This window comes from Streptomyces sp. CBMA123, assembly GCF_014596465.1.
Classification (GTDB): Bacteria; Actinomycetota; Actinomycetes; order Streptomycetales; family Streptomycetaceae; genus Kitasatospora.
Genome location: NZ_MECK01000610.1, coordinates 71,380 through 95,268 on the forward strand (window position 1 = coordinate 71,380; position 23,889 = coordinate 95,268).

The window sequence follows — 23,889 nt, forward strand, 5'->3', positions numbered from 1 at the left end:
GGAGTCGTAATCCACAAGTCTTGACTATTGCTCTCGTGCGCCAGGCGCCGGGTCACGGTGTCACGCGGTGTGCCTTCGCCGCCGAAGCGGCGGCACCACCAGCTGAGGGCGAATCGTCCTGCTTCGGTCCCGGTCGCGCGAAGGCGACCGGGACCGAAACGTGAACGGTGGCTTCGGTCGTGGCTTGTAGGCCGTTCAGCTACGGGGTGTTCAGCGGCCGATGTCGTCCAGCTCGGTCAAGTCCTCATGCGAGAGGGAGAGTCCGGCGCCGGCGATGTTCTCGCGAAGGTGCGCTGTCGATGACGTGCCGGGGATGAGCAGGATGTTCGGTGATCGCTGCAGCAGCCAGGCCAGTGCGACGGACATCTGTGTCGCCTTCAATCGAGCGGCGACCGCCGAGAGCGCCGAGGACTGAAGCGGGGTAAAGCCTCCAAGAGGGAAGAAGGGCACGTACGCGACGCCTTCGGTGGCGAGCCGGTCGATGAGCTTGTCGTCGTGGCGGTGGGCGAGGTTGTACATGTTCTGCACGCACACGATCGGCGCGATGCTCTGTGCCTCGGTGACCTGCCCCTCGGTGGCGTTGCTGACCCCGAGATGGCGGATCAGGCCTTGCTGCTGGAGTTCCACGAGCGTCTCGAACGCCTCGGCGAGCGAGCCGGACTGGGGGCCTTCGGCGTTGCCGAGTCGGAGGTTGACCAGGTCGAGTACGTCGAGCTGGAGGGACTTGAGGTTGTCGTGGACCTGCTGGCGCAGATCTTCGGGTCGCCGGGCCGTGGGCCAGCCACCCTGTTCGTCTCGGGTCGCGCCCACCTTGGTCACGATGTGCAGCGACTCGGGATAGGGGTGCAGCGCCTCGCGGATCAACTCGTTGGTGATGCGCGGCCCGTAGGCGTCGCTGGTGTCGATGTGGGTGATGCCGAGGTCGACCGCTTCACGCAGAACGGCCAGGGCCCCCTCGCGATCGGTGGGCGGCCCCATGACCCACGGGCCGGCCAGTTGCATGGCGCCGTAGCCGAACCGGGTGACGGTCAAGTCACTCAGAGTCCGGGTACCGCCGGGAAGAGAGAGGGAGGGTGTGCTCATCCTGATGCCTTTCGTCGTGCACTGGGGGGTGGCGCCTGCCGCCTCCCTGCATCAGCATTGGAGAGAAACTTCCTGTCGGGAAGTAGGCACTTCAGAGTGCGTAACCCACCCATCGGTAAGAGGTTCGATCAGTGACGACGATGAAGGCGGCCCAGAAGAGGGCCCAGGCCAAGGTGGAGTACGACGCGTTCCTGGCGGGGTGCCCCAGCCGGCAGCTGCTCGACCGAATCTCGGACAAGTGGGTCGTCCTGATCCTGTGTGCGCTGGGCGGCGACACCAGCCCTGGCCGGCCCGGTGCAGCACACGCAGACGCTCCGAAGGCGATGCGCTACTCCGAGATCTCTCGTCTTCTGGCCGGAGTCAGCCAGAAGATGCTGACCCAGACGCTACGGTCGCTGGAGCACGATGGCCTGCTCACCCGTACCGTGACACCAACTGTCCCTGTCACCGTTTCCTACGAGCTGACCGACCTCGGCCTCTCGCTCCACCACATGACGCGCGGGCTCAGAAACTGGGCGCAAACACACATGGCCGAGGTCCTCGCAAACCGTGAGAACCACGACGCTCGCACCTCCTGACGACTCACATCCAACCGTCCAACAGCTCTATGTTCTCGGCGCTCCACCCTCAACTGCGAAGAGCCGGCATACGGACACGGATACCGTCGGTCATCGCCAGGGGCATCCCCCAGGACCAGCCCGATTCTCCAGAGGCGCACTCGTCTGCCTGCAATAGTCAAGGAACGGCAAACGCCTTCCAGAGCCGCAGGTCAGAGAGCCTCCTCCCTGCACGCGCGGGGGTCAGCCGGTCGCCCAGCCACCACCACGAGTTCCCCTCCGGTGCTTGTGGAGAGCCGGGGTGCGATGCCAAGTCGCATGCCCGGTTCGGGAAGCGGCTCCGGGAAACGGACCGGTCGAAAGACCGGAACCGCACCCGGGGCGACTTCACCGGACGGGTCCGGACGGTGGCCGGGATGCCCGCCGTGCGCCGTGGCCCGGGCCGCGTCCGAGCCGTCGGGCTCCGAAGGGTGTCAGGTCCGCTCCGTCCTCCAGCGATGACGGCCCGGCGCGGCCCGGGGGCGGCCGTCAGGTCCGGTTCTCGGCCTGGAACATCCAGCTGTGCTTCTCCAGTTCGGCCGTGAGCCCGATCAGCAGGTCCTGGGTGACGGGGTCCGCCGCCGCGGTGTCCTCGATCCGCGCCCGCATCCGCCCGATGACGGCGCCGAACGCGTTCACCAGGTACTCGACGACGGCGGTGTCGGCCGTCCAGCCCTCGGGGAAGGCGGGCAGGCTGCTGGACCCGGCGACGGTGGCGGCCCGCCCGTCGGGGCTGACCCCGATCGCGGCGGCGCGCTCGGCCACGCCGTCGGCGTACTCGCGCGCGGTGGCGACCACCTCGTCCAGCTGGAGGTGGACGGAGCGAAAGCGCGGGCCGTAGAGGTTCCAGTGGGCCTGCTTGGCCACCAGGGACAGGTCCAGCAGGTCCACGAGGGTGCCCTGCAGGGCGTGCCCGGTCGTCTTGCGGTCGGCCTCCGGCAGCGGGCTGCTGATGACGATGCCCATGGTGCTGCTCTCCTTCGGTCGGGGGGAGCCGTCGGTCGGCCCCCGCGGATCATCCGGCGGCTTCCCTCCTTCGCCGGTCGGAAACACCTGTTCGGCCTGTTCGGCCTGTTCGGCCGACGGCTCCGGGACGCACCGGACGGGGATGCCGGCGCTTCGACGGGTTCGACAGGCTTGTCCGGCCGCTGCGGGGGCAGTCGCGCAACGGCGCCCGCTGCGGCGCGCCGGGGTTGGACGGGCCGAAGGGCGGTGCGGGGTGGCGACGGTGACGGAGCGAAGCGCGGAGCCGGAGGGCGGTGCGGAGCAGGCGGACGTGCCGGAGCGTTTCGGCTACCGGGTGAAGCGGCTGCTGCTCGGGCCGCCCCTGGTCACGGCGCGGCTGCGGGACGAGACGCTGTCCAAGCCGGTGGCCCTGGGAGTCCTCGCGCCCGACTGCATCAGCTCCAGTGCGTACGGCACCGAGCAGATGCTGACGCAACTCGTCCCGGTGGTGGGGCTGGCGGGCTTCGCCCTGGTGGTACCGGTGACCGGAGTCATCCTGGTGCTACTGCTCCTGTTGACGCTGTGCTACCGCGACGTCGTCATGACCTACACCCGTGCGGGCGGTTCGTACGTGGTGGCGAGGGAGAACTTCGGCCCCCACGTCGCGCAGGTCGCGGCGGTGGCCCTGCTGATCGACTACGTGGTGACGGTGGCCGTGCAGGCGGCGGCCGGGACGGACGCGGTCGCCTCGATGCTGCAGCTGCTCTTCCACACCGACCTCGGGGCGGACAAGCTGTGGCTGACGCTGGGCGTCGTCTGCCTGCTGTGCTACGGCAATCTGCGCGGGATCCGGGAGGCGGGCCGGGCGTTCGCCGTCCCCACCTACCTGTTCGTCCTCGCCGCCGGGCTGACGGTGCTGGTCGGCCTGGTCCGCCTGGCCACCGGGACCCTGCCGCGCCTGGGCGAGGCGGACCTGCACGCCGCGGGGGCGGTGCCCGTCGGGGCGCCCGGCGGCGGAGTGCTGATGGGGGCCTCGCTGTTCGTCCTGCTGCGGGCGTTCGCCAACGGCGGCTCCTCGCTCACCGGGCTGGAGGCCATCTCCAACGGCGTCGGTGCCTTCCGGGAGCCGCGGGGCGCCAACGCCCGCCGCACCCTGGTGATCATGAGCGTCACGCTGGGCACCCTGGTGCTCGGCATCTCGGTGCTGGCGTGGCGGACGCACGCGATCCCCTTCGCCTCCGGCAGCCCCACCGTGCTGGCCCAGGAGGCGCACCTGGTCTTCGGCCGGAGCGGCTTCGGCCAGGCGATGTTCGCCGCCGTCCAGATCGCCACCGCGCTGATCCTCTACACCGGGGCGAACACCTCCTTCAACGGCTTCCCCTTCCTGGCCAGCTTCGTCGCCGAGGACGCCTTCCTGCCCCGCCGGCTCACCATGCGCGGCCACCGCCTCGCCTTCTCCAACGGCATCCTCCTGCTGACCGCCGTGTCGCTGGTGCTGCTGCTGGTCACCCACGGGAACGTCACCAGGCTCGTCTCGCTCTACGCGATCGGCGTGTTCACCGGATTCGTGATGGCCGCCGCGGGGCTGGCCCGCCACCACTGGCGGCGCCGGGAGGCGCACCGGGTGCTCAAGACCGCGATCGGCGCCCTGGCCGCCGTCGCCTCGGCCGCCGTGGTCGTCGTCTTCGCCGTCACCAAGTTCACCGAAGGAGCCTGGGCCGTCGTACTGGTCTTCCCGCTCGGGGTGTGGGCCCTGATCCGCACCAACGAGCGCTACCGCGCGGAGCACGAGGCCCTGGACGCCGCGCCCGCCACGGCGTCGACCGCGACCCGGACCCGCAACGTCGTCCTGGTCCTCGTCGACCGCCTCGACCTCGCCGTCACCACCGCCCTGCGCTACGCCCACACCCTGCGGCCCGCGCAGCTGCGCGCCGTCCACGTCGCGCTCGACACCGCGCACGCCGATCAGCTGCGGAAGGCCTGGGCGGCCGGCCCGGCCGCGGACGTGCCGCTCGACCTGGTGGACTGCCCCGACCGGCGGCTGCACCGGGCCATCGCCGACCTCGCCGCCCGGGTGAGCGCCGACGGCCGCACCGAGGTCACCCTGCTGATCCCGCGCCGCTCCTACGGGCCCGTCGTGGGGCGCCTCCTGCACGCCCGCAGCGGCGACTCGATCGCCCACGCCGTCAGCCGGCTCCCCCATGTCGCCGCCACCATCGTGCCCTTCGACGTCTCGGCGGCGATCCGCGCGCACCGCTCGGCTCCCGGCGGGAGGCCCCCGGCCACCTGACGGGCGGCGCGGGCGCGACGGGCCGCCGGCCCTGGCCTCAAAGGGGGCTGGGCCCGGAGAACACCAGGACGGGATGCCGCGGCGGAGCCTCGCCGCCCGGCGGGCGGAGATGGTGCGGGAGGTGAGGGCCTCGGCCGCTCGCGCGGCGGGCGGCCACCGGGCTTCGATGAGGAGCAGGACAGGAAATCGCCCGCCGGGCCCCGGGGGCAGGCGCTGGCCGACCTCCAGCAGGCCATCTACAACGCCGGCGTCGGCCCGGCCACCTGGCACGTGGACACCGTCGGGGCCCACCCCGGCGACAGGGTGCAGACCGTCGAGGTGATCGGCGACCTCGACGACGCCCGCCGCGCCCTCGACCAGCGCTTTCCCGGCCAGACCGAGGTCGTACGCGGCCACGTCACCTCCGACCTCGTCTACCGGCGCGGCCACGACTACCAGCTCGAGGGCGAACTCCAGGCCCTCGACCGACCCGACTTCCAGGTCTTCAACACCGACCTCGCACCGGACGGCCGCACCACCGTCGGCGTCGTCGGCGACCTCACCGCCGCCCGCACCTACATCGGCGCCCACTACCCCGGCCGCGCGATCGTCCACGGCAACACCACCCGCTGAACGGCCCCACAAGATGTTGCCCTTGTAGTGTCAGCCGCCGAGGCTCTCGGCGACGTGGATGAGTTCCTCGTCCGAGAGCCGTGGAGGGGCGCCGGTGGCGACGACGAAGGTGTAGGTCCCGTCCGACCACGTCAGCGAACGGGGATCGCCATTGGAGTCCGGGTGCGTGATGGTCGCGGGGTGACCCTTGACTGTGACGGCCCGTCCGTCCGGTGGAGCGCTGTTCCGGAGGGTCTGGCTGATGATCAGGTACCCCTGCACGTTGGGCTCCGTGCCCAGCGTGTACCCGATGGCCCAGGCGGGGGTGTCGGTCGACAGTGGGGCCACACCGGGCAGGTAGACCATCTTGCCTGCTGGGGCCGCGTAGTAGTTCTCCGGCAAGTACGCGGGCCGGAGGAGGTTGCGCTCGTCGAAGTGGATGGCGGGCTTGCCGGTGGCGTCGCTCAGCGTCCTGGAACCGAGCGGCTTGCTCAGGTGGGTGGTGATCTGTCCGTAGCCGCCAGGGTCGCAGAAGCCCGGGGGGACCGTGTGCCGCAGGGAGATCTTCACCGCGTTGGCGGACTCGCGCACCACGAGCTCGGGTTGCTTCTCGCAGCCCCAGCCGATGCTGAGTGTCAGGGTCCGGCCGTCAGAGCTGACCAGCAGTGGGTAGCCGGCCGCGGGGCCTTCGTAGACCTTGGTTTCCGGGCCCCGGTTGATCCATGTGGTGATGGCGAACCCGCCACCGAGGACGGCTATGGCGGCTACCGCGGTCAAGCGATTCCGTCGTCCGCGCTTCGACATCTGGCGGACGGTACTTTGCGTCACGGCCCCTCCCCGGCAGTCACGGCCATGCTTGCGGCACGGGGTGTGCGAAGTCAAGCGAGCCGGGATCCGGTACTTATTCGGCAAATCACCGACGGCGCACCGATGTCATTGCCAAGAATGACAAAGCCTTGACGATCATGCTCGAAAGAGTGCCATAAGGGCGCCCATGGAGCTTTTATCTCCAGTGCGCCGCACTTCGCCCAGCGCTACCGTGCGGGGTGCAACTATCGCTCGCGAAGAATAATTGCATCCCATTCGAGGGGACCGAATGGCCCAGAAAAGCAACTCCGGTCGAACGTGGATCATCCTGGCCACTGCCCTGCTGGCATCGATGTCCGCAATCGCTCTGACTCGCCCCGTCTGCCCTCAGCAGGCCCTCAGCAGGCCTCAGCGGGCAGGCCCTCGCCGGTCTCCTGCGCCCACAACGCCGCGCAGGCGCTCGCCGCAGCTCCCGTCGGCAGGAAGCGGCGCCCCGACGCATGGCCCGTTCCTGATGAGCCGTCATACCATGTCAGCCGCAGGGGGAACAGGACGCGCCGCACCGTCGTCCTAGAGGTGCGGAGTGCGCCCGCATCGGTTCGATCCAAGGGGGAGTCGCTGTGATGGAATCCTGGCTCGCGGTGGAGACAGGCGGCCCTGACGCCGTGCTCGACCTGCGCGACTGGCTCGCGGGCGAACCGGCGCTCCGCGGCCGGGTCCGCGTCGGGGAGGCCGCTGCCGGTAGGGGCGAACTCGGGTCGTGGTCCGACACCCTCGTCGTGGCGCTGGGGGCGGGCAGCGCGCTCACCACGCTCGCCGCCTCGCTCAAGGCGTACCTGAGCCAGCCCCGCACCAGCACCGTCAGGCTCAAGACGGTGAGGCCGGACGGCACCCGTACCGAGGTGACCGCCGAGCATGTCGCGCGGTCCGACGTCGAGACGGTGCTCAGGGCCGCCCTGCACGGCGACCCGCGGGCCGACGGCGCCTCGGACTGACCGTGTTCCGGCTTCCCGACGCCGCCCGCTCGTGGGCCGTGCTGATCGGCACCGCGCAGTACTCCCACGAGAGCGGGCTCGCGGACGTGCCGTCGATCGCGAACAACGTGCTCGACTTCCGTGACGTCCTGATCGAGGGGCAACCGGGTGCCTTCACCCCCGATCGCGTCACCACCGTGTTGGACCCGCGGCAGCCGAGGGACCTCGGGCTGCCTCTGATGAAGGCGGCGGCCGCCGCCGAGGACGTGCTCCTGGTCTACTACTCCGGTCATGGCCTGATCGGCGACAAGAAGGGTGAGCTCTTCCTCGCCCTCACCGAGACCGACCAGACCATGCTGTCCCTGACCGCCTGCCCGCTCGACGTGATCAGGGAGGCGTTCCGGGCGAGTCCGGCCCGTGTCCGGGTGCTCATCCTCGACTGCTGCTTCTCCGGCCGCGCGGTCGCGGGCGGACTGTCGGGGAGCACCTCGTCGGTGGCCGAGCAGTTGGAGATCGCCGGCGCGTACACGCTGGTCTCGTCGCCGCCCAACTCGCCCTCCCACTTCGAGGAGGGCAAGCGGCACACAGCCTTCACCAGTGAACTCCTCCGCGCTCTGCGCAATGGAGTCGAGGGCGCCGGCCCGGACGGGGTGACCCTCGGTGTGCTCTTCCCGCACCTGCGGCTCGCACTGCGGTCCAAGGGGTGGCCGGAGCCGGAGCAGTGCGGCACGGACACCGCCGCGAACCTGATCCTCAGCCGTCCCCGGGGCCGACGCCTCGGCCGGCGGGAACCGGCCGAGGCCGCCGCCGACCGGCGGGGACCGGTGACGGAACGGGAGCGCTTCCAGTCCCTCGTCGAGGCCGGCCGACGCCTCGGGCAGGGCGGTCACGCGCGATCGGCCGCTTCGGAACTGGGCAACGTCCTCGACGAGATGACGCAGATCCTGGGCTCGGACGACCCGGACACCCTGGCCGGGCGGATCGAGTACGCCCAGTGGCTGGGCGCCGCCGGCCAGGTCCGCGAGGCACTCGACCTGTCCACGGCGGCGGTGGGCGCGCTGACCCGGGTGCTCGGCGCCGACAACCGGGTGACGCTCGTGGGCCGCGCCCAACTCGCCCACTGGACCGGGGAGGCCGGGAATCCGGTGGAAGCGGCACGGCTGACCGGCGAAGTGGTCGGCGACCTGACCCGCGCCATCGGACCGGACGACCGCGAGACACTGCTGGGCCGCGGCCGGCTCGCCCACTGGATCGGGGTCTCCGGTGACCCGGGCTCCGCCGCGCAGCTGACCGGCCTCCTGGTCACGGACCTGCACCGGGTCCTCGGGCCGGAGGACCGCGACACCCTGGTCGGGCGGATCAACCAGGCCCAGTGGACGGGACGGACCGGCCAGGCGCATCAGGCCGTCCGTCTGCTCGGCACCCTCGTCCCCGACCTGTACTGGCTGCTCGGTGCCGACGACCTCCACACGCTCATCGGCCGGGCCCGGCTCGGCCAGTGGACCGGCCTGTCCGGTTCGCCGAGAGCCGCCGGCCGGCTCTTCGCGACCGTGGTGCCCGATCTGAGCCGCGTGGCCGGGCGGGACGCCCGCGAGACGCTCCTCGCCCGCAGCCAGCACGCGCACTGGACCGGCGAGGCCGGCGACCCGAGGGCGGCCATCGCCCTCCTGCGGCAACTCCTCGACGACCTGGACTGGATCCTGGGCGAGCAGGACCGGATCACCCTGGTCAACCGCGCCCGGCTCGCCCACTGGACGGGCGCGGACGGCGACGTCCGCACGGCGCTGCGGATCTTCCACGAGGTACTGCCGGAACTGCGCCGGGCCCTCGGCTCCGACCACCCCGAGGTGCGCGCGAACGAGGTGCTGCTGGCGCGCTGGCGCCGCCGGGCGGACCGGAAGCTCAGAGGGGAGATCCTCTTCGGAAGGGGACGCCGGACCACCGACTGGCGGGGTTGGGGGAAGTGGAACGATGGCTGAGCCGGGGCCCTGGACCGGCCTGCCCGACGGGCTGGAACCCCTCTCGTCGGTCGACCGCCGGGAGCTGGGCGGCTACCGGCTGCTCGGGCGCCTCGGTGCCGGCGGCATGGGGATCGTCTACCTCGCGCGCTCGGTCACCGGCCGGGCCGCGGCGGTGAAGGTCCTGCGCCCGGAACTGTTGCGCGAGCGGGGGGCGCAGGAACGCTTCCGCCGCGAGATCTCGGTGGTGTCGCGGATCCCGGAGGCGTTCACCGCGCCGCTCCTGGACGCCGAGGCCGACGACAACGGCGCCTGGATGGCCACGGCCTTCATCCCGGGACTCTCCCTCCAGCAGAGCGTCAACGCCTTCGGCCCCTTCCCCGCCGAGTCACTGCACACGCTGTGGTACGGACTGCTGAGAGCACTGGACTCCGTCCACGCGGCCGGCGTCGTGCATCGCGACCTCAAACCGTCGAACGTCCTGCTCACCCCCCGGGGGCCACGCCTCATCGACTTCGGCATCTCGACCATGGACGGCTCGACCCGGCAGACGTCCACCGGAGCGATCATCGGGACCCCCGGCTACCTGGCGCCGGAACAGGTCACCGGACAGCGGCCCGTGACGGCGGAGGCGGACGTCTTCGCCCTGGGTGCGGTGATGAGCTTCGCCGCGACCGGAGTTCCTCCCTTCGACGGCGAGAACCTCCTCAACGTCATCTACAACGTGCTGCACGACGAGCCCCGGCTCTCCTCGCTGCCCGCCGACCTCGAGGGCTGGGTCCGTTCCTGCCTGGACAAGGACCCCGCCGCCCGACCGACCGTCGACGGCCTGCTCGGCGCGCTCTCCGAACGGCAGGTCCGCACCGCGCAGCGGCGAATCGCGCTGGAGGACTGGCTGCCGGACGCCGTCTCCCGCGCCACCCTGCGGCGCGCACAGCTCGTCCTCGACCTCGACCGCCCGTACCAGCCGTCACCCGCCGAGCCGCCGGCGCTGCCGGCCGGACCCGCCACGGCCGAGACGGTCCTCCAGCCCGCTCCGGGAGAACCGGCCGAGCGGCTCCGCCAGGACGGGCCGTCGACCGGCCTGTCCTGGCGGCGCCCTCCAGACTCCACGCTCTCGCTCCTCCGCCGTCCCGCGGTCCCGGAGCCCACGACTGCGCCTGGGGCGGGGCCCGCCGCAACCGCCCTCCCGCAGAGCGGACCGAACCCAACCCCGGCCCACCCCCGGGCGGTAACGCCGTCGTCCTCAAACTCAGCGGACGGACCCACGCCCGGGGGGCTGCTGCGTACCTCCGCCTCTCCCATCGAGGCCGAGCTCCCGCCCCCTCCACGCACCGGTCTACGTCGGCGCTGGTGGCGCGTACCGTTCTGGCGCTCCAGGAGATGACACCTCGCCCCGGCCCGAACCCGATGCCGGGTGAGGGCCGCCGCGGCCGGCCCGTAGCTCCGACCCCACCCGAACCACGGAGCGGGGGTTGTTCGTCTCCCTGACGCCCGGAATGCTCCTGCTGGGCGACGGTGGCTTCCGGGGCCTCGACCTGTGGCGGGGCGGAAGTACTGGGCCTGACGGCCGGAGCGACTGCCGCGTACCAGGCGATGCTCGATCACCCTGCCTACGGCGTGGACGAGATCGCCGCCCACTGCGGCCTGACCGCCGTTCGGGTGCACGACCACCTGGAGGAGCTGAGTCAGCTCGCCCTCGTACGGGCCTCCGCCGAGCACCCCGGACAGTTGCGCGCGGTCAGTCCAGACATCGGCCCGGCCGACATCCTCACCCGACAGAAAGCCGAACTCGTCGCCCGACACGCCCAGTTGGCGGCCTCACGGGCGGCCGTCACGCGCATGGTCGCGGACCGCGCCGAACACCGCACGACCCACGGAGAACGCCTCCTCGGCATGGACGCCATCCACGCCCGCCTCGAACGGATGGGCCACAGCGCCGCCACCGAGGCCCTCGGCAGCCAACCCGGCAACCAGCGACCAGAGGACCTCCTCGCCAGCCGCGTCACCGACGCCGAGGCACTCTCCCGCGGCATCGCCGTGCGGACCCTCTACCAGGACTCCACCCGCAACCAACCACACGTCACCACCTACGCCCACTGGCTGCTCAGCCAGGGCGGCGAAGTCCGCACCGCGGCCACCATCCCACAGCGCATGGTGATCATCGACCGCAGCCAGGCACTCGTCCCGATCGACCCCGCGGACAACCGCAAGGGCGCCCTCTACGTCACCGAACCCGGCATCCTCGCCGCCCTGATCGACCTCTTCGAACAGGCCTGGAACACCGCCGTCCCCCTCGGCGCCACCCACCCCGAAGACCCCCGCACCGGACTCACCACCACCGAACGCGAACTCCTGCGCCTGCTCGGCTCCGGCCTCACCGACGACGCCGCCGGCCAGCGCCTCGGCTTCTCCTCCCGCACCGTCGGCCGCCACATGTCCTCGATCATGGAACGCCTCGGCGCCAGCAGCCGCTTCGAAGCCGGAATCAAGGCCGCGCACAAGGGCTGGCTCTGACGGCGGGGCCCGATCCTGCAGATGCACAGCTTCGTGCCGTCGACGCACTCCAGGTCGAGGCCGGTCCGCCACTGGTCCGCCACCGGTCCGACTCCACCTGCCGGTGCACGAACCCCGGTTCCGGCTTCGTCAGCAGTGGACGCCCGATACTGAGCGGCCATCGCTCCCACAGCCCCGGGCCCTCGCACAGCAGTCGGCGGAGGAACGCGGCCATACCGGGCGGGTGGATCGTGAACATCGGCCGGGTGTGACGGCCGATGACCAGCACCGGCCAGCGGTCGGGGTCACCGTCGGCGGTCAACCAGCACAACAGGTCAGGGCCGGACGTCACGCCCCATGCCGGGATGTCGTTCGGGTCGATGTCGAGGACTTCCCGCCCGCCTTCGATCTGCCGGCTGGCGCGGGCATCGCGGGTCACGTCCGCCATCGACGCGGCCAGGGTCGTTCCGACGGGCGCAGGTGCGAGGATCTCCGCTTCGTCGCTGATCGAGCCGCTGCCGTACACCGCCATGAAGGCTCGGTAGTCCTCCGGGAAGGTGACTCCCCAGTCCACCTGGGCGGCAGCCCAGTCGACACGCTCATCGGCACCGTGCTCCGGCGACATGATCCGCGTGAGTTCCTCGACGCCGGGGTGCACACCGTTGCCCTTCGTCTCGTTCGCCGACAACCAGCGGGCGGCCGAGGATCCCGGTCGCCCGGCCGAGCCGCCGGCGCATACGGCTGCCGGACCCGACCGCGCGGTTGCGGTGCGTGCGTCAGACCTTCGCCATCCGGGCGATCGCCTGCACGGTGATCTCGCGCATCCGGTCGAAGGCCGCCTGCGGATCGTCGTAGTTGCGCCAGGGGCCGGCCACCTCGCGGCCCATCGCCTGGAACTGCTCGAACGCGTGCGCCACCCGGGCGTTCATGACCAGCGACCAGGCGGCCCAGCCCCGGGCGGCCTGGAGCTGCGGATGTGCCGGATCCGCCTGCTCCAGGTCGGCCAGCAGAGCGTCCACGGCCGCGGTGAACTCCGGCGTCCGGTAAGCCGCCGCCCCCGACTCGTCGCGGGTGATCTGCTCGAAGTACGCCCGCACCCGCAGGGTGGTCAGCAGACTGCCGGCCGGCGCGTCGGCGAGCGCGGTGTCGACGAAGGCGTGCATGAGTTCGTGACTGCCGTGCCACTTGGCGCACCAGTACTGCAGGGCGCCCTCGTGTGCCCGCAGGTGGTGCGGGTCACGGGCCGTCACTTCGGCCCAGAGCTTGCGGAAGTCCTCCTGCGACCAGCCCAGGCCCATGGCGACGGCGATCTGCGCCACCCAGGGGTTGGGGTCCTCGGCGGGTGCCAGCTCGACGGCCTCCCGTGCGGTCTGCTCCGCCTCGCGCAGGACGCGGTGGAAGCCGTCGGCCTGCTCCATGGTCACCTCGGAGGCGTACCTGCCGCTGCGGATCTCCCAGGCGAGCTGGACCAACGCGTCGGTCTGCAGCAGGGCGGCCGCCGCGTTGCGCGGCTCCTCCTCGCGCCACCGCCGCAGCCAGTGGTCCTCCTTCGCCGCCGCCGTGCTCAGCGGCTCCATCCGCATCCAGCGCCGGTTCGCGTCACGGTCGCTGTCGGCTTCGGCCAGGTACTCGGACACCGTGCGCCAGTCACCGGCCCTGGCGGCGTCGAGCGCGGCTGCCAACTCCGCGGACGGCTCGTCCTCCCGGAGCACGAGCTGCTCGCGCGGGACCAGCCTGTTCCGCAGTTCGGTCTCCAGGTGGCTCCGCCGTTCCCGGACGACCCGCGAGACGACGAGCTTGCCCGCCACAGCGAGCACCACGAGCACCACGAGCACGACGAGCGACACAAAGACCATGGGCTGCTTTCCAAGCGACGAGGACGGGACTGCTCACCCGCACCCGGGCGGTCCCTGAGCGGGCACCGGGCACGGACGAGGACAGGAGACACGAAGACAGCGCGGATGCACCTCGCCTCGCCCCCCCGCCCTCGCACCTGCGTGCGCGGCGAGCAGGATCGTACCGGCACGCCCCGCCCCAGGTCGTTCAGGGGTACGAGGACTGACCAGCCGCTCGATCCGTGCCGGCCGAGGGGCCGCTGCGGATCGGTGTCAGCACCCAGTTGGCGGCGTTCACCGTCGAAGGAGCGATCCGTGCCTCGGTGCGGATGGACCACAAGGGCATCTGCCACCCGCCGTCCGTGATCTGGCACGCGTACTGCCGCTGGGCCTTCCTGCAGGGCATCGAACCGGAGCGGATCTCCGAGCGCTGGACGCGCGGCAGGGACGGCCGGTGGCCGAACGGCTGGCTCGCGCGGGTGCCCGATCTTCGCGAGCACCGAGGCTCGGCGCCGGCCACCGTCGCGGCTCTGACCGGGCTGACGCAGGGCACCCCGACCAAGCCGGTCAACGGCAGCCGAGGGGCCCACGCGCTCACCCGGAGCCTGGCCCTGGGAGTGCTGCGCCTCCTCTCCGGTCCCGCCACCTGCGCCAAACTGGTCCGCGAGACGGCCGCCCTCACCCACGGCGCTCCGGGGGCACAGGACGCGGCCCTCGGCGCGGCCGGGCTCGTGGCCCACTGCCTCGCCGAGGACGACCCCTTCCGGGCGTGGACGGCCTCCCGCCCGGACGACGCGCACCCGATCGACGCCCTGGTCCGTTCCCTGACCATGCCGCACTCGGCGAGCCCCGACACGGTCCTCGAACTGCTGAAGGCACCCGGCGCTGTCCCCGACCACGGGCAGCTCGCCTGGATCGCCCCGGACGCGACCGCCGCCTCGGCACTGCTCGGCGCCCTCCTCGTGGTCTCCCGCTTCCCCGGCCGCGACACCGTGGACGCGGCCCTGCGGTTCGCGGCCGGCGCACCGGACGGCACCTCGGTGGCCTCCACCGCCGGGGCGCTGCTCGGTGCCGCACACGGCGTCGACGCGCTGCCGGTCGAACCGCTGAGCCGGCTCGAACTCGCCTGGGTGCTCGACACCCTGGCCCGCGACCTGCTCCAGCAGTACGTCGACTCACCCGGCGGCAGCGAGTACGTACCGGCCCGCGACCCGCACTGGTGGGACCGCTACCCCGGCGGGTGACAGCCCCGCCCGGATCCGTGGGTCCTTCACCGGGACGCTTCCTCGGGCGCCTGCCGTCCGGTACCCGCTCGCCATCGGATTCGCCGCCTTCGGCCCGGCCTTCCTACCCCCTCCTGACGTAGGCCGGGTGGCTGTCATCACTGTTGTCCGCCGTACCCGTCCCTTCGCCGAGATTCCGTTCGGACCGGGCCTGGATGGGCTGGCCGTATGGCCAGTCCGTCGTCGGCGTGGGCCGGCCGACGGACGTCGGTGAAGGTCAGATTGCAGGACTTCAGGCCAGGAGGATCTCTTCCGGCCTGCGGTTGAACACCTCCGGTGATCGGCTGCTCATCAGGGCGTCGACGCATGCCATGAGATCCCCGCCGTGGTCCTGGAGGGCGATCGCGCGCAGTTCCCTGATCAGGTCCTGGCCGTTGATCAGGACCACCGGGTACTGGTCCTCGACCATCTCCAGTTGCGCGGGTTCGGAGTAGGAGCCGGTGGTGACGTACACGCCGATCCAGCCTCGCTTGAGTCGGGCCACCACGCGTGCGATCTGTTCTGCTGACACCAGGCTGTCCGGCTTGATGCACTTGGCCTGACCGAGAACGACCAGTTTGGTCCCGGCCAGACCGCTGCCGAGGTCCAATCGCCCGACGAAGTCGGCACCACCGTCGCCGGAGCGGCGGGTGAGCCAGCCGTCCTTGTAGCTGTGCCCGGAACCGCTCATCACCTTCTCGGCAACGACCGCCGCCAGTACCTCGAAGGCGTGCTTGTCGTGGTCGAACCGCTTGTAGACCGCCTGAAGGTCCACCTCGGTACGGCTCCCCGTCTTGGGACGCTGATCGCGGACCTTGACCACCCGACTGCGGGCGACCCGGCGGCGGACCCTCGGCAGGATCGAGTGACCGTGCTTGACCCACTCACGCCACGCCGTTGGGGCCAGCTTCAGTATCTCGGCGTCGGACAGATCGGAGTCCCGCCGGGCGCTGATCCAGTCCCAGTCCAGCCTGTCGTCCTCCTCGGTGAGGTCGATGACAGCGAGATCGAAGACGTAGTTGGTGAAGCTCTTCTGTGTCGATTCGTCCCACTGGACCACGCGCTCGGCCCGTTCGATCAGGGCCACTCCGCAGAACTGGACCTGTCCCTTGTCCTTGCCGTTGTGGGGGACGGAGCGAAAGAGCAGCAGTGGAGGCGCCGCGGCCCGCCTCTGGGGTGTGAGCGCCTGGTGGCTGTCGAAGGCTTCCAACAACGCTGCATTGCCTGTGGTGCCGCCGACCTGCGCAGCCGTCTCGGGCTTGTGGTCGCCGAAATATCGGACGTGGCCGTTGTCTACGTCGAACACGTCGTGCCACGGGGTCTGTTCCGATCCGGCCTTCCACGGACTCGACCGGATCATCACAGCCGGGCGCCGGGTATCAGCCGCCGTCTTGACCCTGGCCATGGGGTTGATGCCCTTCTCGAGCTGGGCACGTGGCCGGCCAGGGGTGGCGGTGACGAAGTAGAAGTTGTCGAGTCCGTCGACCGTTGCAGGCGACGCTTCCTTCGACGCCGCGTACCGAAGCACACCCTCCATACGCAATGCGTTCCCCACCGCTCCCCCTTCACCAAAGATCCAAACGCGATCCTGTCAGATGAGTAGGACAATCCGACAGATCGGGCAGACCGAGGTGGCAGTGGGGCACGGCCGCGGTGGGCTTCGGAGGCAGGTGGTGCTCGCCACGCAACGGTTTCCGGACGGGGACCGGCTTTTGTCCAGGACTCCGTGGTTGCGGCCGGTGAGGTGCGCTCGCGCGGAAGTGCGGTGCGTCGCCGTTGCGCCTCGAACTCCTTCGGCCTGGCGGATGAGCGCCGGCCGTCCGGCTATTCGATGACGATCCGGACTTCATGGAGCGGGTCCTGTCGGCAGACGAATATGAGCAGTTCGTCGCGAGCGCCGCAAAGGCCCATTCGGTTGTGGAAGTCATAGCCCCACTTGGCTGCACGGGCCGTTCCTCCACCGGGTTCGGCTGTGCGCACCGCGTCAAGGCCGCCCCGGGGGCGCTGCGGTCCAGTCATGGCCCGACCGATGCCCGGACCGGACGAGCCGGAGGCCTGCCGGTGAGCGGGAGGAACTGTGAGCGGGGCGTCATTCGTGACCCGCGGGGGCCAAGCGGACCTTAAGGTCAGCGGCGCGGCGGGGATGTGCGCACCCTCGCCCAGGTGGGGTTCGTCCCTTGGCATTCCCGCCGGCGGTACTACGGCTCCAGACGGGGGTCGTCGATGTCGACGCTGGCGATCCCTGGCGGATACAGCTCCGGACGGGCCGTCAGGACCAGGTGCTGCAGCGGACGCGCCGGGGTGGGCAGGCTCGTCGCGATGGCATGGGCCAGATCCGGTCCCCCGTACCCGTCGCGGACCATGGTCGCCACCACCACGGCGCTACTCGCGTCCAGGGGCTCGAACTCGAGCGCGGGCAGCGCCATCACCGCGTGGGCGGCGCCCTCGTCCTTGACCTCGGCCTCGACCACGCACAGCACCGGAACGAGCAGATGCTGGAACGGGCTCTGCAGAGCGGAGTCCACGATCCGGTGCAGGCGCGGGTGACCGGCCGCCAGCGCGGACAGGGCGCTGGAATCCAGGACGATCACGCGCTGCGCCGGGGGGTGACCTTGGCTCGGGCGTCGGCCGCAGCAACGTCGTAGACCCGCTGCAGGAGGTTCGGGCCCTCGTCCAGCTCTGTGTCGGTGAGGGTCATCCCGAAGTGCTCCCGCAGCAGCCGACGGCCTTCGGCGACGCGCTCCGCGATCTGCTCCGCAGTGGGCTGCGACTCCACCAGCAGAGCCACCTGGGCACCGATCGTGGTGCCGCGGGCCGCTGCGAGAGCCGCCAGCCGGTCGCGCGTATCAGGGGTGACCTTGATCGTCGCATCAGCCATACCACGATCGTACACCGCCGGTACACCAACGGTGTACCGATCTGTCCGTCCTGGAGATGCCGTTCGGTCGCGGCTGTTCACCCGGAAATGTGCCCTGCGGCTTGCCCAGGGGGCAGGCCAAGGCGCTCTCACCGCTTCGCGGGCGGCGCGTGTCCACGATTCTCGGGGCTCCGGGATGTCGGGCCCGAATCGGCCGTCCTGCAGCAGCCGCTGGAGCTGTTTGGTGAGGGCGCCTGACGGGGTGAGCAGGTGGGGGTTGCGCCCCTCCATGCTGCACAGCTCACCCATGAGGCGAGCCGCGATGGCGGTCTTGCCGGTGCCGGGGCCTCCGGTGACCACGACCAAGCCGCCGGGACCTTTCCCGCCGGCGTCCTTGACGGCGTCCAGGATCGTGCGGCGCACGCGTCGACGAACTCCGGCCGGACGCTCTGACGCGCCGCCTCCCTGATGGACCCCCGGTGTCCGTACATGACCGATGGATATCACCGGCCTCTGACAGCCGGGTAGCTCTGGTCGGCCCGCGCCCGGGCAGCGACGGGTCCCACAGGTGGCGGCATGTCCGTACGAGAGTCGCTTGGGTCGCTTCAGTAGCTCTCCGCCTTCGGTCGCTGCCCGGGAGGCTCACGGGATTCGCCAGGCCCGCCTTGCAACAAGCAGCTCCTCGGGGCAGCGACCGAGCGACTCAAGCGACCGAAGCGACCCAGTACCGGGAGTGTCCGAACAACTGGACGCACGCAGGACCCACCTCCGGCTCTGGCCGCCGCCACGGACATCCCGGCGGCCAGAGCTACTGAAGCGACGCAAGCGACCGAACCGGCAGCTTCACCTCGTACCTGACACGCGCGACACGCCGGGTCCTGGGCCCGGAGAGACTCAGTCGCTTTCAGTCGCTGGGCTTCAGTCGCTGGACAAAACCCCAGGTCAGAGCCCCTATGCCTGCCCCATCAGCGACCCAAGCGACTCAAGGTCGGGTATATGAAGACATTCCTGTGTGCGTGTGTGCGTTATAGACCCGAGCTTCAGTCGCTTCAGTCGCTGTTTGGTGGGAAAATCGGCTCCGACCTGCGGAAACGTCAGCGGACCGAAAACAGCGACCGAAGTGACTCGGTCGCTGCCCCAGGGTTCGGTCGCTCAGTTTCCCCGCAAGTCCCGGCAGTCCGGGACCGTATGTGCTCGCTCGGCTAGTCTGTGTGAGCTATCTTCTGGACTTCGGTCGCTTCAGTCGCTGATCCAGCACCCGCCAGTGCTCTGACCTGGCTTTTTGCTGTCAGCGACCGAACGAGCGACTCAAATCCGGGCAGCGACCGAGCTACCGAAGCAGCTGCAGCAGCTACCGAACCAAGGGGAAGGGACCAGCGTGACGGCGCCGATGGCCGTGGGGAGCGACCGAACGGAGCGTCAGCCGGACGCGCTGGCCGTCGCGCGCTGGTGTGCCGCCCAGGGCTGGCCCGTCCATCCGCTGGCCCCGGGACGCAAGACCCCGCCCGCGAACTGCCAGCCCTGCCAGGACTCGCCCCACTCCCCCAGCGAGTGCCCCTGCCACCGCGTCGGTCGCTGGTGCCACGGCTTCCACGCCGCCACCACCGACCAGGACCTGATCGGCGCCTGGTGGCGGGTCAACCCGGGCTTCGGCACCGGGGTCGCCTGCGGCCCCGCAGGCCTGGTCGTCATCGACGTCGACAGCCACCCCGCCGACGTCCCCGCCCGGGACCGCCTCCTGCCCGGTATCCCGATCCACGACGGCGTCGACCTCGACGGACTCGAGAACGGCTACCACACCCTCGCCCTGCTCGCGGCGCTGCGCAAGGCCCCCGACCCGTCCCAGGACAGCGGAACCCTGCGCGTGCGCACCCCCTCCGGCGGCCTCCACCTCTGGTACCGCGACGACACCCACCACCGCTTCACCTGCTCCACCGGCTCCTCCACCGGCCGGGCCCTCGCCTGGCAGGTCGACGTCCGCGCCCACGGCGGCTACATCGTCGCCCCCAGCACCGTCACCACCGGCGGCACCTACACCCCGCTGCCCGGCGCCACCACCCCCGCCCCACTCCCCCGGTGGCTGGCCGAGGAACTCATCCGCACCGGGCACCTCAAGGACCGCCCGAGCCCGCAGCCCCGCACGCCGCAGCCCGCCGTCCCCGACCGCGCCCGCCAGGCCGTGGTCGCCGCGGGCGGTGGCAAACGCGGAGCCGAGAAGGTCCTCGACACCGTCCTCCAGGACGTCACCGACTGCGCCACCACCCCCGAGGGAGCCGGCTTCACCGGCAAACTCAACCGCGCCGCCTACACCGTCGGCGGACTCGTCTCCGCCGGACACCTCACCCACGCCGCCGCCGAGCGACTGCTCGCCGACGCCGCCCGCGCCGCCCGCCCCTCCCAGGACCGGCAGAGCTCCGCCGTGATCCGCTCCGGCCTCGCCGCCGGAGCCCGGCAGCCCCTGCACGTCGGGAAGGCGCGAGGATGAGCGACAGCACCCGCAAGAGGACGGTCTTCGACCCCGTGGCCGCTGCCCAGCAGATCCTGGAGTACCCGCCGGTCCCCGGGCCCGCACAGGCCCCCTGGCACGGCACCGCAGTCCAGGACAGCCTCCTCGACACACCCGCCCCCGCAGCGCCACAGACGCCCGTCCAGCCCCTCCAGGCGGCCCCGGCCGCTGATCGGCCGGACCGGGCCCCGGCAGGCCCGCAGGCGAGCCCGCACGGCCTCCTGCCCGACTCCCTGTCCGACCGCGGCAACGCCAAACTCTTCGTCCACCTCTACGGACGCGACTACCGCCACGTCCCCGGCATCGGCTGGTACCGCTGGGCCACCCACCGCTGGCAGCTCGACGAGGACGACACCGTCCTGTGGGCCGCCGGCGAGATGGCCGAGAGCGTCGCCACCCACGACCCCCGCGGCGTCTACACCAACGCCGACCTGCGCCGCCACCGCCGCCGGGCCCTGTCCACCTCCGGCATGAACGCCATGCTCGCCCAGGCCAAGTCCGCCCCCGGCATGGTCCTCAACGCCTCACTCCTGGACGCCGACGCCTACGCCCTGTGCACCCCCGGCGGCGTCGTCGACCTGCGCACCGGTGCCATCGCCCCGCCCGACCCCAAGGTCCACCACCACTCGCGCTCCACGACCCTCGCCCCCGCCCGGATGCCCACCCCGCGCTGGGACCGCTTCCTCACCGACACCTTCGGCGACGACAAGGAAGGCCGCCAGACCCGCGACTTCCTCCACCTGCTGCTCGGCTACTCGATCAGCGGCGACGTCGGCGCCCAGGTCATGCCGTTCCTCTACGGCCAGGGAAAGAACGGCAAGTCCGTCCTCCTGGACGTCATGATCCAGCTGCTCGGCGACTACGCCGACGCGGCCCCGCCCGGCTTCCTGATGGCCAAGACCTTCGACGGCCACCCCACCGACCTCGCCGAACTCCACGGCCGGCGCATCATCGTGTGCTCCGAGCTCAAGCCCGGAGACCGCTTCGACGAAGCCCGGGTCAAGCTCCTCACCGGCGGCGACAAGATCAAGGCCCGCCGGATGCGCCAGGACTTCTTCTCCTTCGAGCCCACCCACAAGCTCTGGCTCCTCGGCAACCACCGCCCCGAGGTCGGCACCGGCGGCTTCGCCTTCTGGCGCCGAATGCGCCTCATCCCCTTCGAACGCGTCGTCCCCGAGGAACGCAAGATCGACAACCTGGCCCACGTCCTCGTCGCCGAAGAGGGCCCCGGTATCCTCGCCTGGCTCATCGACGGCGCCCGCCGCTACTTCGCCGGTGAGAAGGACCTGGCCGGCCCCCAGGCCGTCCAGACCGCCACCACCGCCTACGCCGAGACCGAGGACCACGTCGGCCGCTTCCTCAAGGAGGCCTGCATCACCGGGGAGGGCATGCGTGCCGAACAGTCCCAGCTCTTCGGCGCCTACACCCGTTGGTGCGGCTTCGAGGGAGCCAATCCCGTATCCGGTCGTGCGTTCGCCGCACGAGTCCGCGAGACACTGGGTATGACCTCTCCCAAGGAGATGGTCCTGTCCAACAGCCGCAAGTACTACCCGGGCATCGGCCTGATCACCGACGACACAGAGGAGCAGAACGCGTGAGCGCGCTGATCGACCCGGCCGAGCTCGCCCACGAAACCGACCTCGTCTGGCTCGAGGACACCACCGACCTCGACTACGTCCGCCAGTCGCTGGACCGCCTCACCACCCGGCGCGGCCGCCCCGCCTACCACCGCGACGGCCGCATGGTCGGCTACGCGATCCTCGGCCCCGACGCCAAGTCCTCCCGGGCCTCCGGCACCTTCCGCCGCCGTGTCTTCTGGCTGCTCCCCCACGACCGCGACCAGGACCCGGACGGCCTCTACACCACCGGCGCCCCCTCCGAGGCCGTGGACCCGCGCACCGTCGCCCCCGGCGTCAAGGGGTACAAGACCGAGCGTTCCGAGGGCGGCCCGGCCTCGCCGGCCATGCTCGAACTGGGGATAACGCTCCCGAAGGCCTGACCTGACCGCTTCGGAACGAAGGCGGTGGGGGTGCGACCCGGACCCGGGTCGCACCCCCACCGCCTTCGTGGTCCGGTCGCTGTCGTTCGCGCAGCTGCCTCTGGAGAGCCGGCCGGCCGGTCAGGGAGGAGCCCTTTCAGGAACCCGCCGTGTCCGGGGCACCGGCCGGCTCCTCGGCCCCGGCCGGAGAGCACTCCACCGATGGCACCGGCGATACGGGCCATCGACCGGTTCTGCCCAGCCGGGGTCCCGCGCGACTGCGGGCGTCACCCGGGCGTGGCGCTGCGGGGCCACGCTGCTGACCTCGGTGCGCTCATCACCCCGGTCGACGGCTACAGTCGCTGTCCCATCTGTCCAGAGTCGCTGTCCCCCCGTCTACAGTCGCTGTCCCACCCGTCGTGGTCGCTGCACCGCGAAGTCGGTCGACCTCCGCCTTCAGCATGGCCAGCGCGCCCCCAGGCCTTCGCTCCGTCAAGGCCCAGGCCCCGCTTCCGGGCCCGCACGGCCATCCGGCGTGCGACTCCAGCCCATCCGGGAACTGCTCGCCGCCCCCCGGGCCACCAACGAAGCCGTACCGAAACAGCGACTGAAGCGACTCACCTCCGCCCTTGTCTGCGCACCCGCGAACTCGCTCGGCTGCGTACCCATGAACGTGCCCATCGAGTCGGGCTTGGGGAGCCGGCGACAGGGTGCGGCCTCCGCTCTCAGGGGATGATGACGACCTTGCCGCGGATACGGCCGGCTTCACTGAGGCGGTGGACGTTCGCGAGGTCGGCCAGCGGGTGTGAGGCGCTGATGTCGAGTGCGACCTTCCCCGCGTCGACGAGTCCCACGAGCGCGGCCAGGTGCGCCGCGTCGTTGCGGGCGACCATGTGCGTCGCTCGCACCCCGGCGTCGGCAGGCGGTTCGACAGGGGTCGCGATCGAGACGATCCGCCCGCCCGGCCGTACCGCGGATGCCAGCGCCGCGGCATCACGCGAACTCAGCGCAACGAGATTGAGCAGAGCGTCCACAGGGCCGTCGAGCGCGGTGACGACCGGCCCGGCGGTGTAGTCGATCACGTGGTCCGCCCCGTGCCGCCGGACTGCCCGGTCGCTGCGGGCACTGGCCGTGGCGATCACCTCGGCCCCGGCGTGCTTGGCGAGCTGCGTCACGAAGCCGCCGACCCCTCCCCCCGCGCCGTTGACCAGCACCCGCTGGCCGGCGGCCACCTTCCCGTGCTCGAACACCGCCTGCCAGGCCGTCAGGCCCGCCACCGGCAGGGCCGCGGCGTGCGTGAGAGGAACGGAGGCCGGCGCCGGAACCAGCAGCGCACCCGGCGCCCGCACGTACTCGGCCGCCGCGCCGGCACCCTCCAGCCGCCCGACGACCCGGTCGCCGACGGAGAACCCCTCGGTCCCCGGGCCGATCCCGGCAATCGTGCCGGCCACGTCCCAGCCCAGCGTGTAGGGGAGCTCCACGGGGAGGAACGCCTGCAGCAGGCCGGCGCGCAACGCGGCCTCGGTGGGGTTGAACGAAGTCGCCGCGACGCGGACGAGCACGTCACCGGCGCCGGGTCGCGGCCGCGGAACGTCGTCGAAGCGGATCACGGACGCATCGCCGAACGCGTGAATACGCGCGGTCTTCATCTTCATGCCGTGAACCTACGGCCGTCCACGGAGACGATCCATACGCCAGGGTGCCCTGTTCA

20 protein-coding genes and 1 pseudogene are annotated in these 23,889 nt (G+C 71.2%); 11 read left to right on the plus strand and 10 right to left on the minus strand.

Translation table 11 applies throughout. The features are described from left to right. Positions 1 to 210 precede the first annotated feature (210 nt). Entirely contained in the window at positions 211 to 1,083 is an 873-nt protein-coding gene (locus BG452_RS39315) for an aldo/keto reductase family oxidoreductase (RefSeq protein ID WP_188309135.1), read from the minus strand. Positions 1,084 to 1,223: 140 nt separating this feature from the next. Here BG452_RS39315 and BG452_RS39320 point away from each other — a divergent pair, with 140 nt between their 5' ends. Continuing rightward, complete coding sequence (locus BG452_RS39320; protein ID WP_223243398.1) at positions 1,224 to 1,661, plus strand: winged helix-turn-helix transcriptional regulator; 438 nt, start codon at positions 1,224 to 1,226, stop codon at positions 1,659 to 1,661. A gap of 507 nt (positions 1,662 to 2,168) precedes the next feature. Here the strand turns inward: BG452_RS39320 and BG452_RS39325 are convergent. Then, positions 2,169 to 2,645, minus strand: a complete 477-nt coding sequence (locus BG452_RS39325) for a Dps family protein (protein ID WP_188309137.1) — start codon at positions 2,643 to 2,645, stop codon at positions 2,169 to 2,171. 310 nt (positions 2,646 to 2,955) lie between these two features. On the opposite strand from BG452_RS39325, the gene BG452_RS39330 reads away from it, so the two are divergent. Next, on the plus strand, positions 2,956 to 4,914 hold the full coding sequence (locus tag BG452_RS39330; protein WP_411293089.1) for an APC family permease: 1,959 nt from the start codon (positions 2,956 to 2,958) through the stop codon (positions 4,912 to 4,914). A gap of 270 nt (positions 4,915 to 5,184) precedes the next feature. Beyond that, positions 5,185 to 5,526, plus strand: coding sequence for a hypothetical protein (locus tag BG452_RS39335; protein ID WP_188309139.1), 342 nt, complete (start codon positions 5,185 to 5,187; stop codon positions 5,524 to 5,526). Between the two features lie 30 nt (positions 5,527 to 5,556). Here BG452_RS39335 and BG452_RS39340 read toward each other — a convergent pair whose 3' ends face one another. Next, positions 5,557 to 6,282, minus strand: a complete 726-nt coding sequence (locus tag BG452_RS39340; RefSeq protein ID WP_188309140.1) for a hypothetical protein — start codon at positions 6,280 to 6,282, stop codon at positions 5,557 to 5,559. A 653-nt stretch (positions 6,283 to 6,935) separates the two neighbouring features. Here BG452_RS39340 and BG452_RS39345 point away from each other — a divergent pair. The 4 genes from BG452_RS39345 (at position 6,936) to BG452_RS39360 (ending at position 11,761) form a co-directional block, all read left to right on the plus strand. Beyond that, on the plus strand, positions 6,936 to 7,307 hold the full coding sequence (locus tag BG452_RS39345; protein ID WP_188309141.1) for an effector-associated constant component EACC1: 372 nt from the start codon (positions 6,936 to 6,938) through the stop codon (positions 7,305 to 7,307). 2 nt (positions 7,308 to 7,309) lie between these two features. Beyond that, positions 7,310 to 9,265 carry a caspase, EACC1-associated type gene (locus BG452_RS39350; RefSeq protein ID WP_188309142.1) on the plus strand — a complete coding sequence of 652 codons (1,956 nt, stop codon included), beginning with the start codon at positions 7,310 to 7,312 and terminating at the stop codon, positions 9,263 to 9,265. Next, positions 9,258 to 10,631 carry a serine/threonine-protein kinase gene (locus BG452_RS39355; protein WP_188309143.1) on the plus strand — a complete coding sequence of 458 codons (1,374 nt, stop codon included), beginning with the start codon at positions 9,258 to 9,260 and terminating at the stop codon, positions 10,629 to 10,631. The genes BG452_RS39350 and BG452_RS39355 overlap by 8 nt, the downstream gene beginning before the upstream one ends. Before the next feature lie 209 nt (positions 10,632 to 10,840). Continuing rightward, on the plus strand, positions 10,841 to 11,761 hold the full coding sequence (locus BG452_RS39360) for a helix-turn-helix transcriptional regulator (protein WP_188309144.1): 921 nt from the start codon (positions 10,841 to 10,843) through the stop codon (positions 11,759 to 11,761). Here BG452_RS39360 and BG452_RS39365 read toward each other — a convergent pair. Further along, complete coding sequence (locus tag BG452_RS39365; protein ID WP_188309145.1) at positions 11,733 to 12,428, minus strand: SMI1/KNR4 family protein; 696 nt, start codon at positions 12,426 to 12,428, stop codon at positions 11,733 to 11,735. The two genes, BG452_RS39360 and BG452_RS39365, sit on opposite strands and share 29 nt — an antisense overlap. Positions 12,429 to 12,516: 88 nt before the next feature. Next, complete coding sequence (locus BG452_RS39370; RefSeq protein ID WP_188309146.1) at positions 12,517 to 13,596, minus strand: hypothetical protein; 1,080 nt, start codon at positions 13,594 to 13,596, stop codon at positions 12,517 to 12,519. A gap of 221 nt (positions 13,597 to 13,817) precedes the next feature. Here BG452_RS39370 and BG452_RS39375 point away from each other — a divergent pair, with 221 nt between their 5' ends. Further along, on the plus strand, positions 13,818 to 14,819 hold the full coding sequence (locus BG452_RS39375; RefSeq protein WP_188309147.1) for an ADP-ribosylglycohydrolase family protein: 1,002 nt from the start codon (positions 13,818 to 13,820) through the stop codon (positions 14,817 to 14,819). 271 nt (positions 14,820 to 15,090) lie between these two features. On the opposite strand, the gene BG452_RS39380 is transcribed toward BG452_RS39375, so the two are convergent. From BG452_RS39380 to BG452_RS47920, 4 genes and pseudogenes are all read right to left on the minus strand, one after another. Continuing rightward, on the minus strand, positions 15,091 to 16,392 hold the full coding sequence (locus BG452_RS39380; RefSeq protein ID WP_317621440.1) for a restriction endonuclease: 1,302 nt from the start codon (positions 16,390 to 16,392) through the stop codon (positions 15,091 to 15,093). A 643-nt stretch (positions 16,393 to 17,035) separates the two neighbouring features. Then, positions 17,036 to 17,428 (minus strand): hypothetical protein, encoded by a 393-nt coding sequence (locus BG452_RS39385; RefSeq protein WP_188309148.1) that lies wholly within the window; start codon positions 17,426 to 17,428, stop codon positions 17,036 to 17,038. Then, the gene (locus tag BG452_RS39390) at positions 17,425 to 17,715 is read right to left on the minus strand and encodes a hypothetical protein (protein ID WP_188309149.1); all 291 of its coding nucleotides are present in this window, start codon (positions 17,713 to 17,715) and stop codon (positions 17,425 to 17,427) included. The genes BG452_RS39385 and BG452_RS39390 overlap by 4 nt, the downstream gene beginning before the upstream one ends. Before the next feature lie 207 nt (positions 17,716 to 17,922). Then, a pseudogene (locus tag BG452_RS47920) lies at positions 17,923 to 18,201 on the minus strand (DNA/RNA helicase domain-containing protein); the annotation flags it as partial. An 883-nt stretch (positions 18,202 to 19,084) separates the two neighbouring features. Here BG452_RS47920 and BG452_RS39400 point away from each other — a divergent pair. From BG452_RS39400 to BG452_RS39410, 3 genes are read left to right on the plus strand one after another with little or no spacing between them, the layout of a single operon-like run. Further along, positions 19,085 to 20,179, plus strand: coding sequence for a bifunctional DNA primase/polymerase (locus tag BG452_RS39400; RefSeq protein WP_188309179.1), 1,095 nt, complete (start codon positions 19,085 to 19,087; stop codon positions 20,177 to 20,179). Continuing rightward, positions 20,176 to 21,798: a phage/plasmid primase, P4 family gene (locus BG452_RS39405; protein WP_188309150.1), complete on the plus strand. Its 1,623-nt coding sequence runs from the start codon at positions 20,176 to 20,178 to the stop codon at positions 21,796 to 21,798. The genes BG452_RS39400 and BG452_RS39405 overlap by 4 nt, the downstream gene beginning before the upstream one ends. Continuing rightward, entirely contained in the window at positions 21,795 to 22,199 is a 405-nt protein-coding gene (locus BG452_RS39410; protein WP_030556097.1) for a DUF6009 family protein, read from the plus strand. The genes BG452_RS39405 and BG452_RS39410 overlap by 4 nt, the downstream gene beginning before the upstream one ends. 704 nt (positions 22,200 to 22,903) lie before the next feature. Here the strand turns inward: BG452_RS39410 and BG452_RS39415 are convergent. After that, positions 22,904 to 23,833 (minus strand): NADP-dependent oxidoreductase, encoded by a 930-nt coding sequence (locus BG452_RS39415; RefSeq protein WP_188309151.1) that lies wholly within the window; start codon positions 23,831 to 23,833, stop codon positions 22,904 to 22,906. Between the last annotated feature and the right edge of the window lie 56 nt (positions 23,834 to 23,889).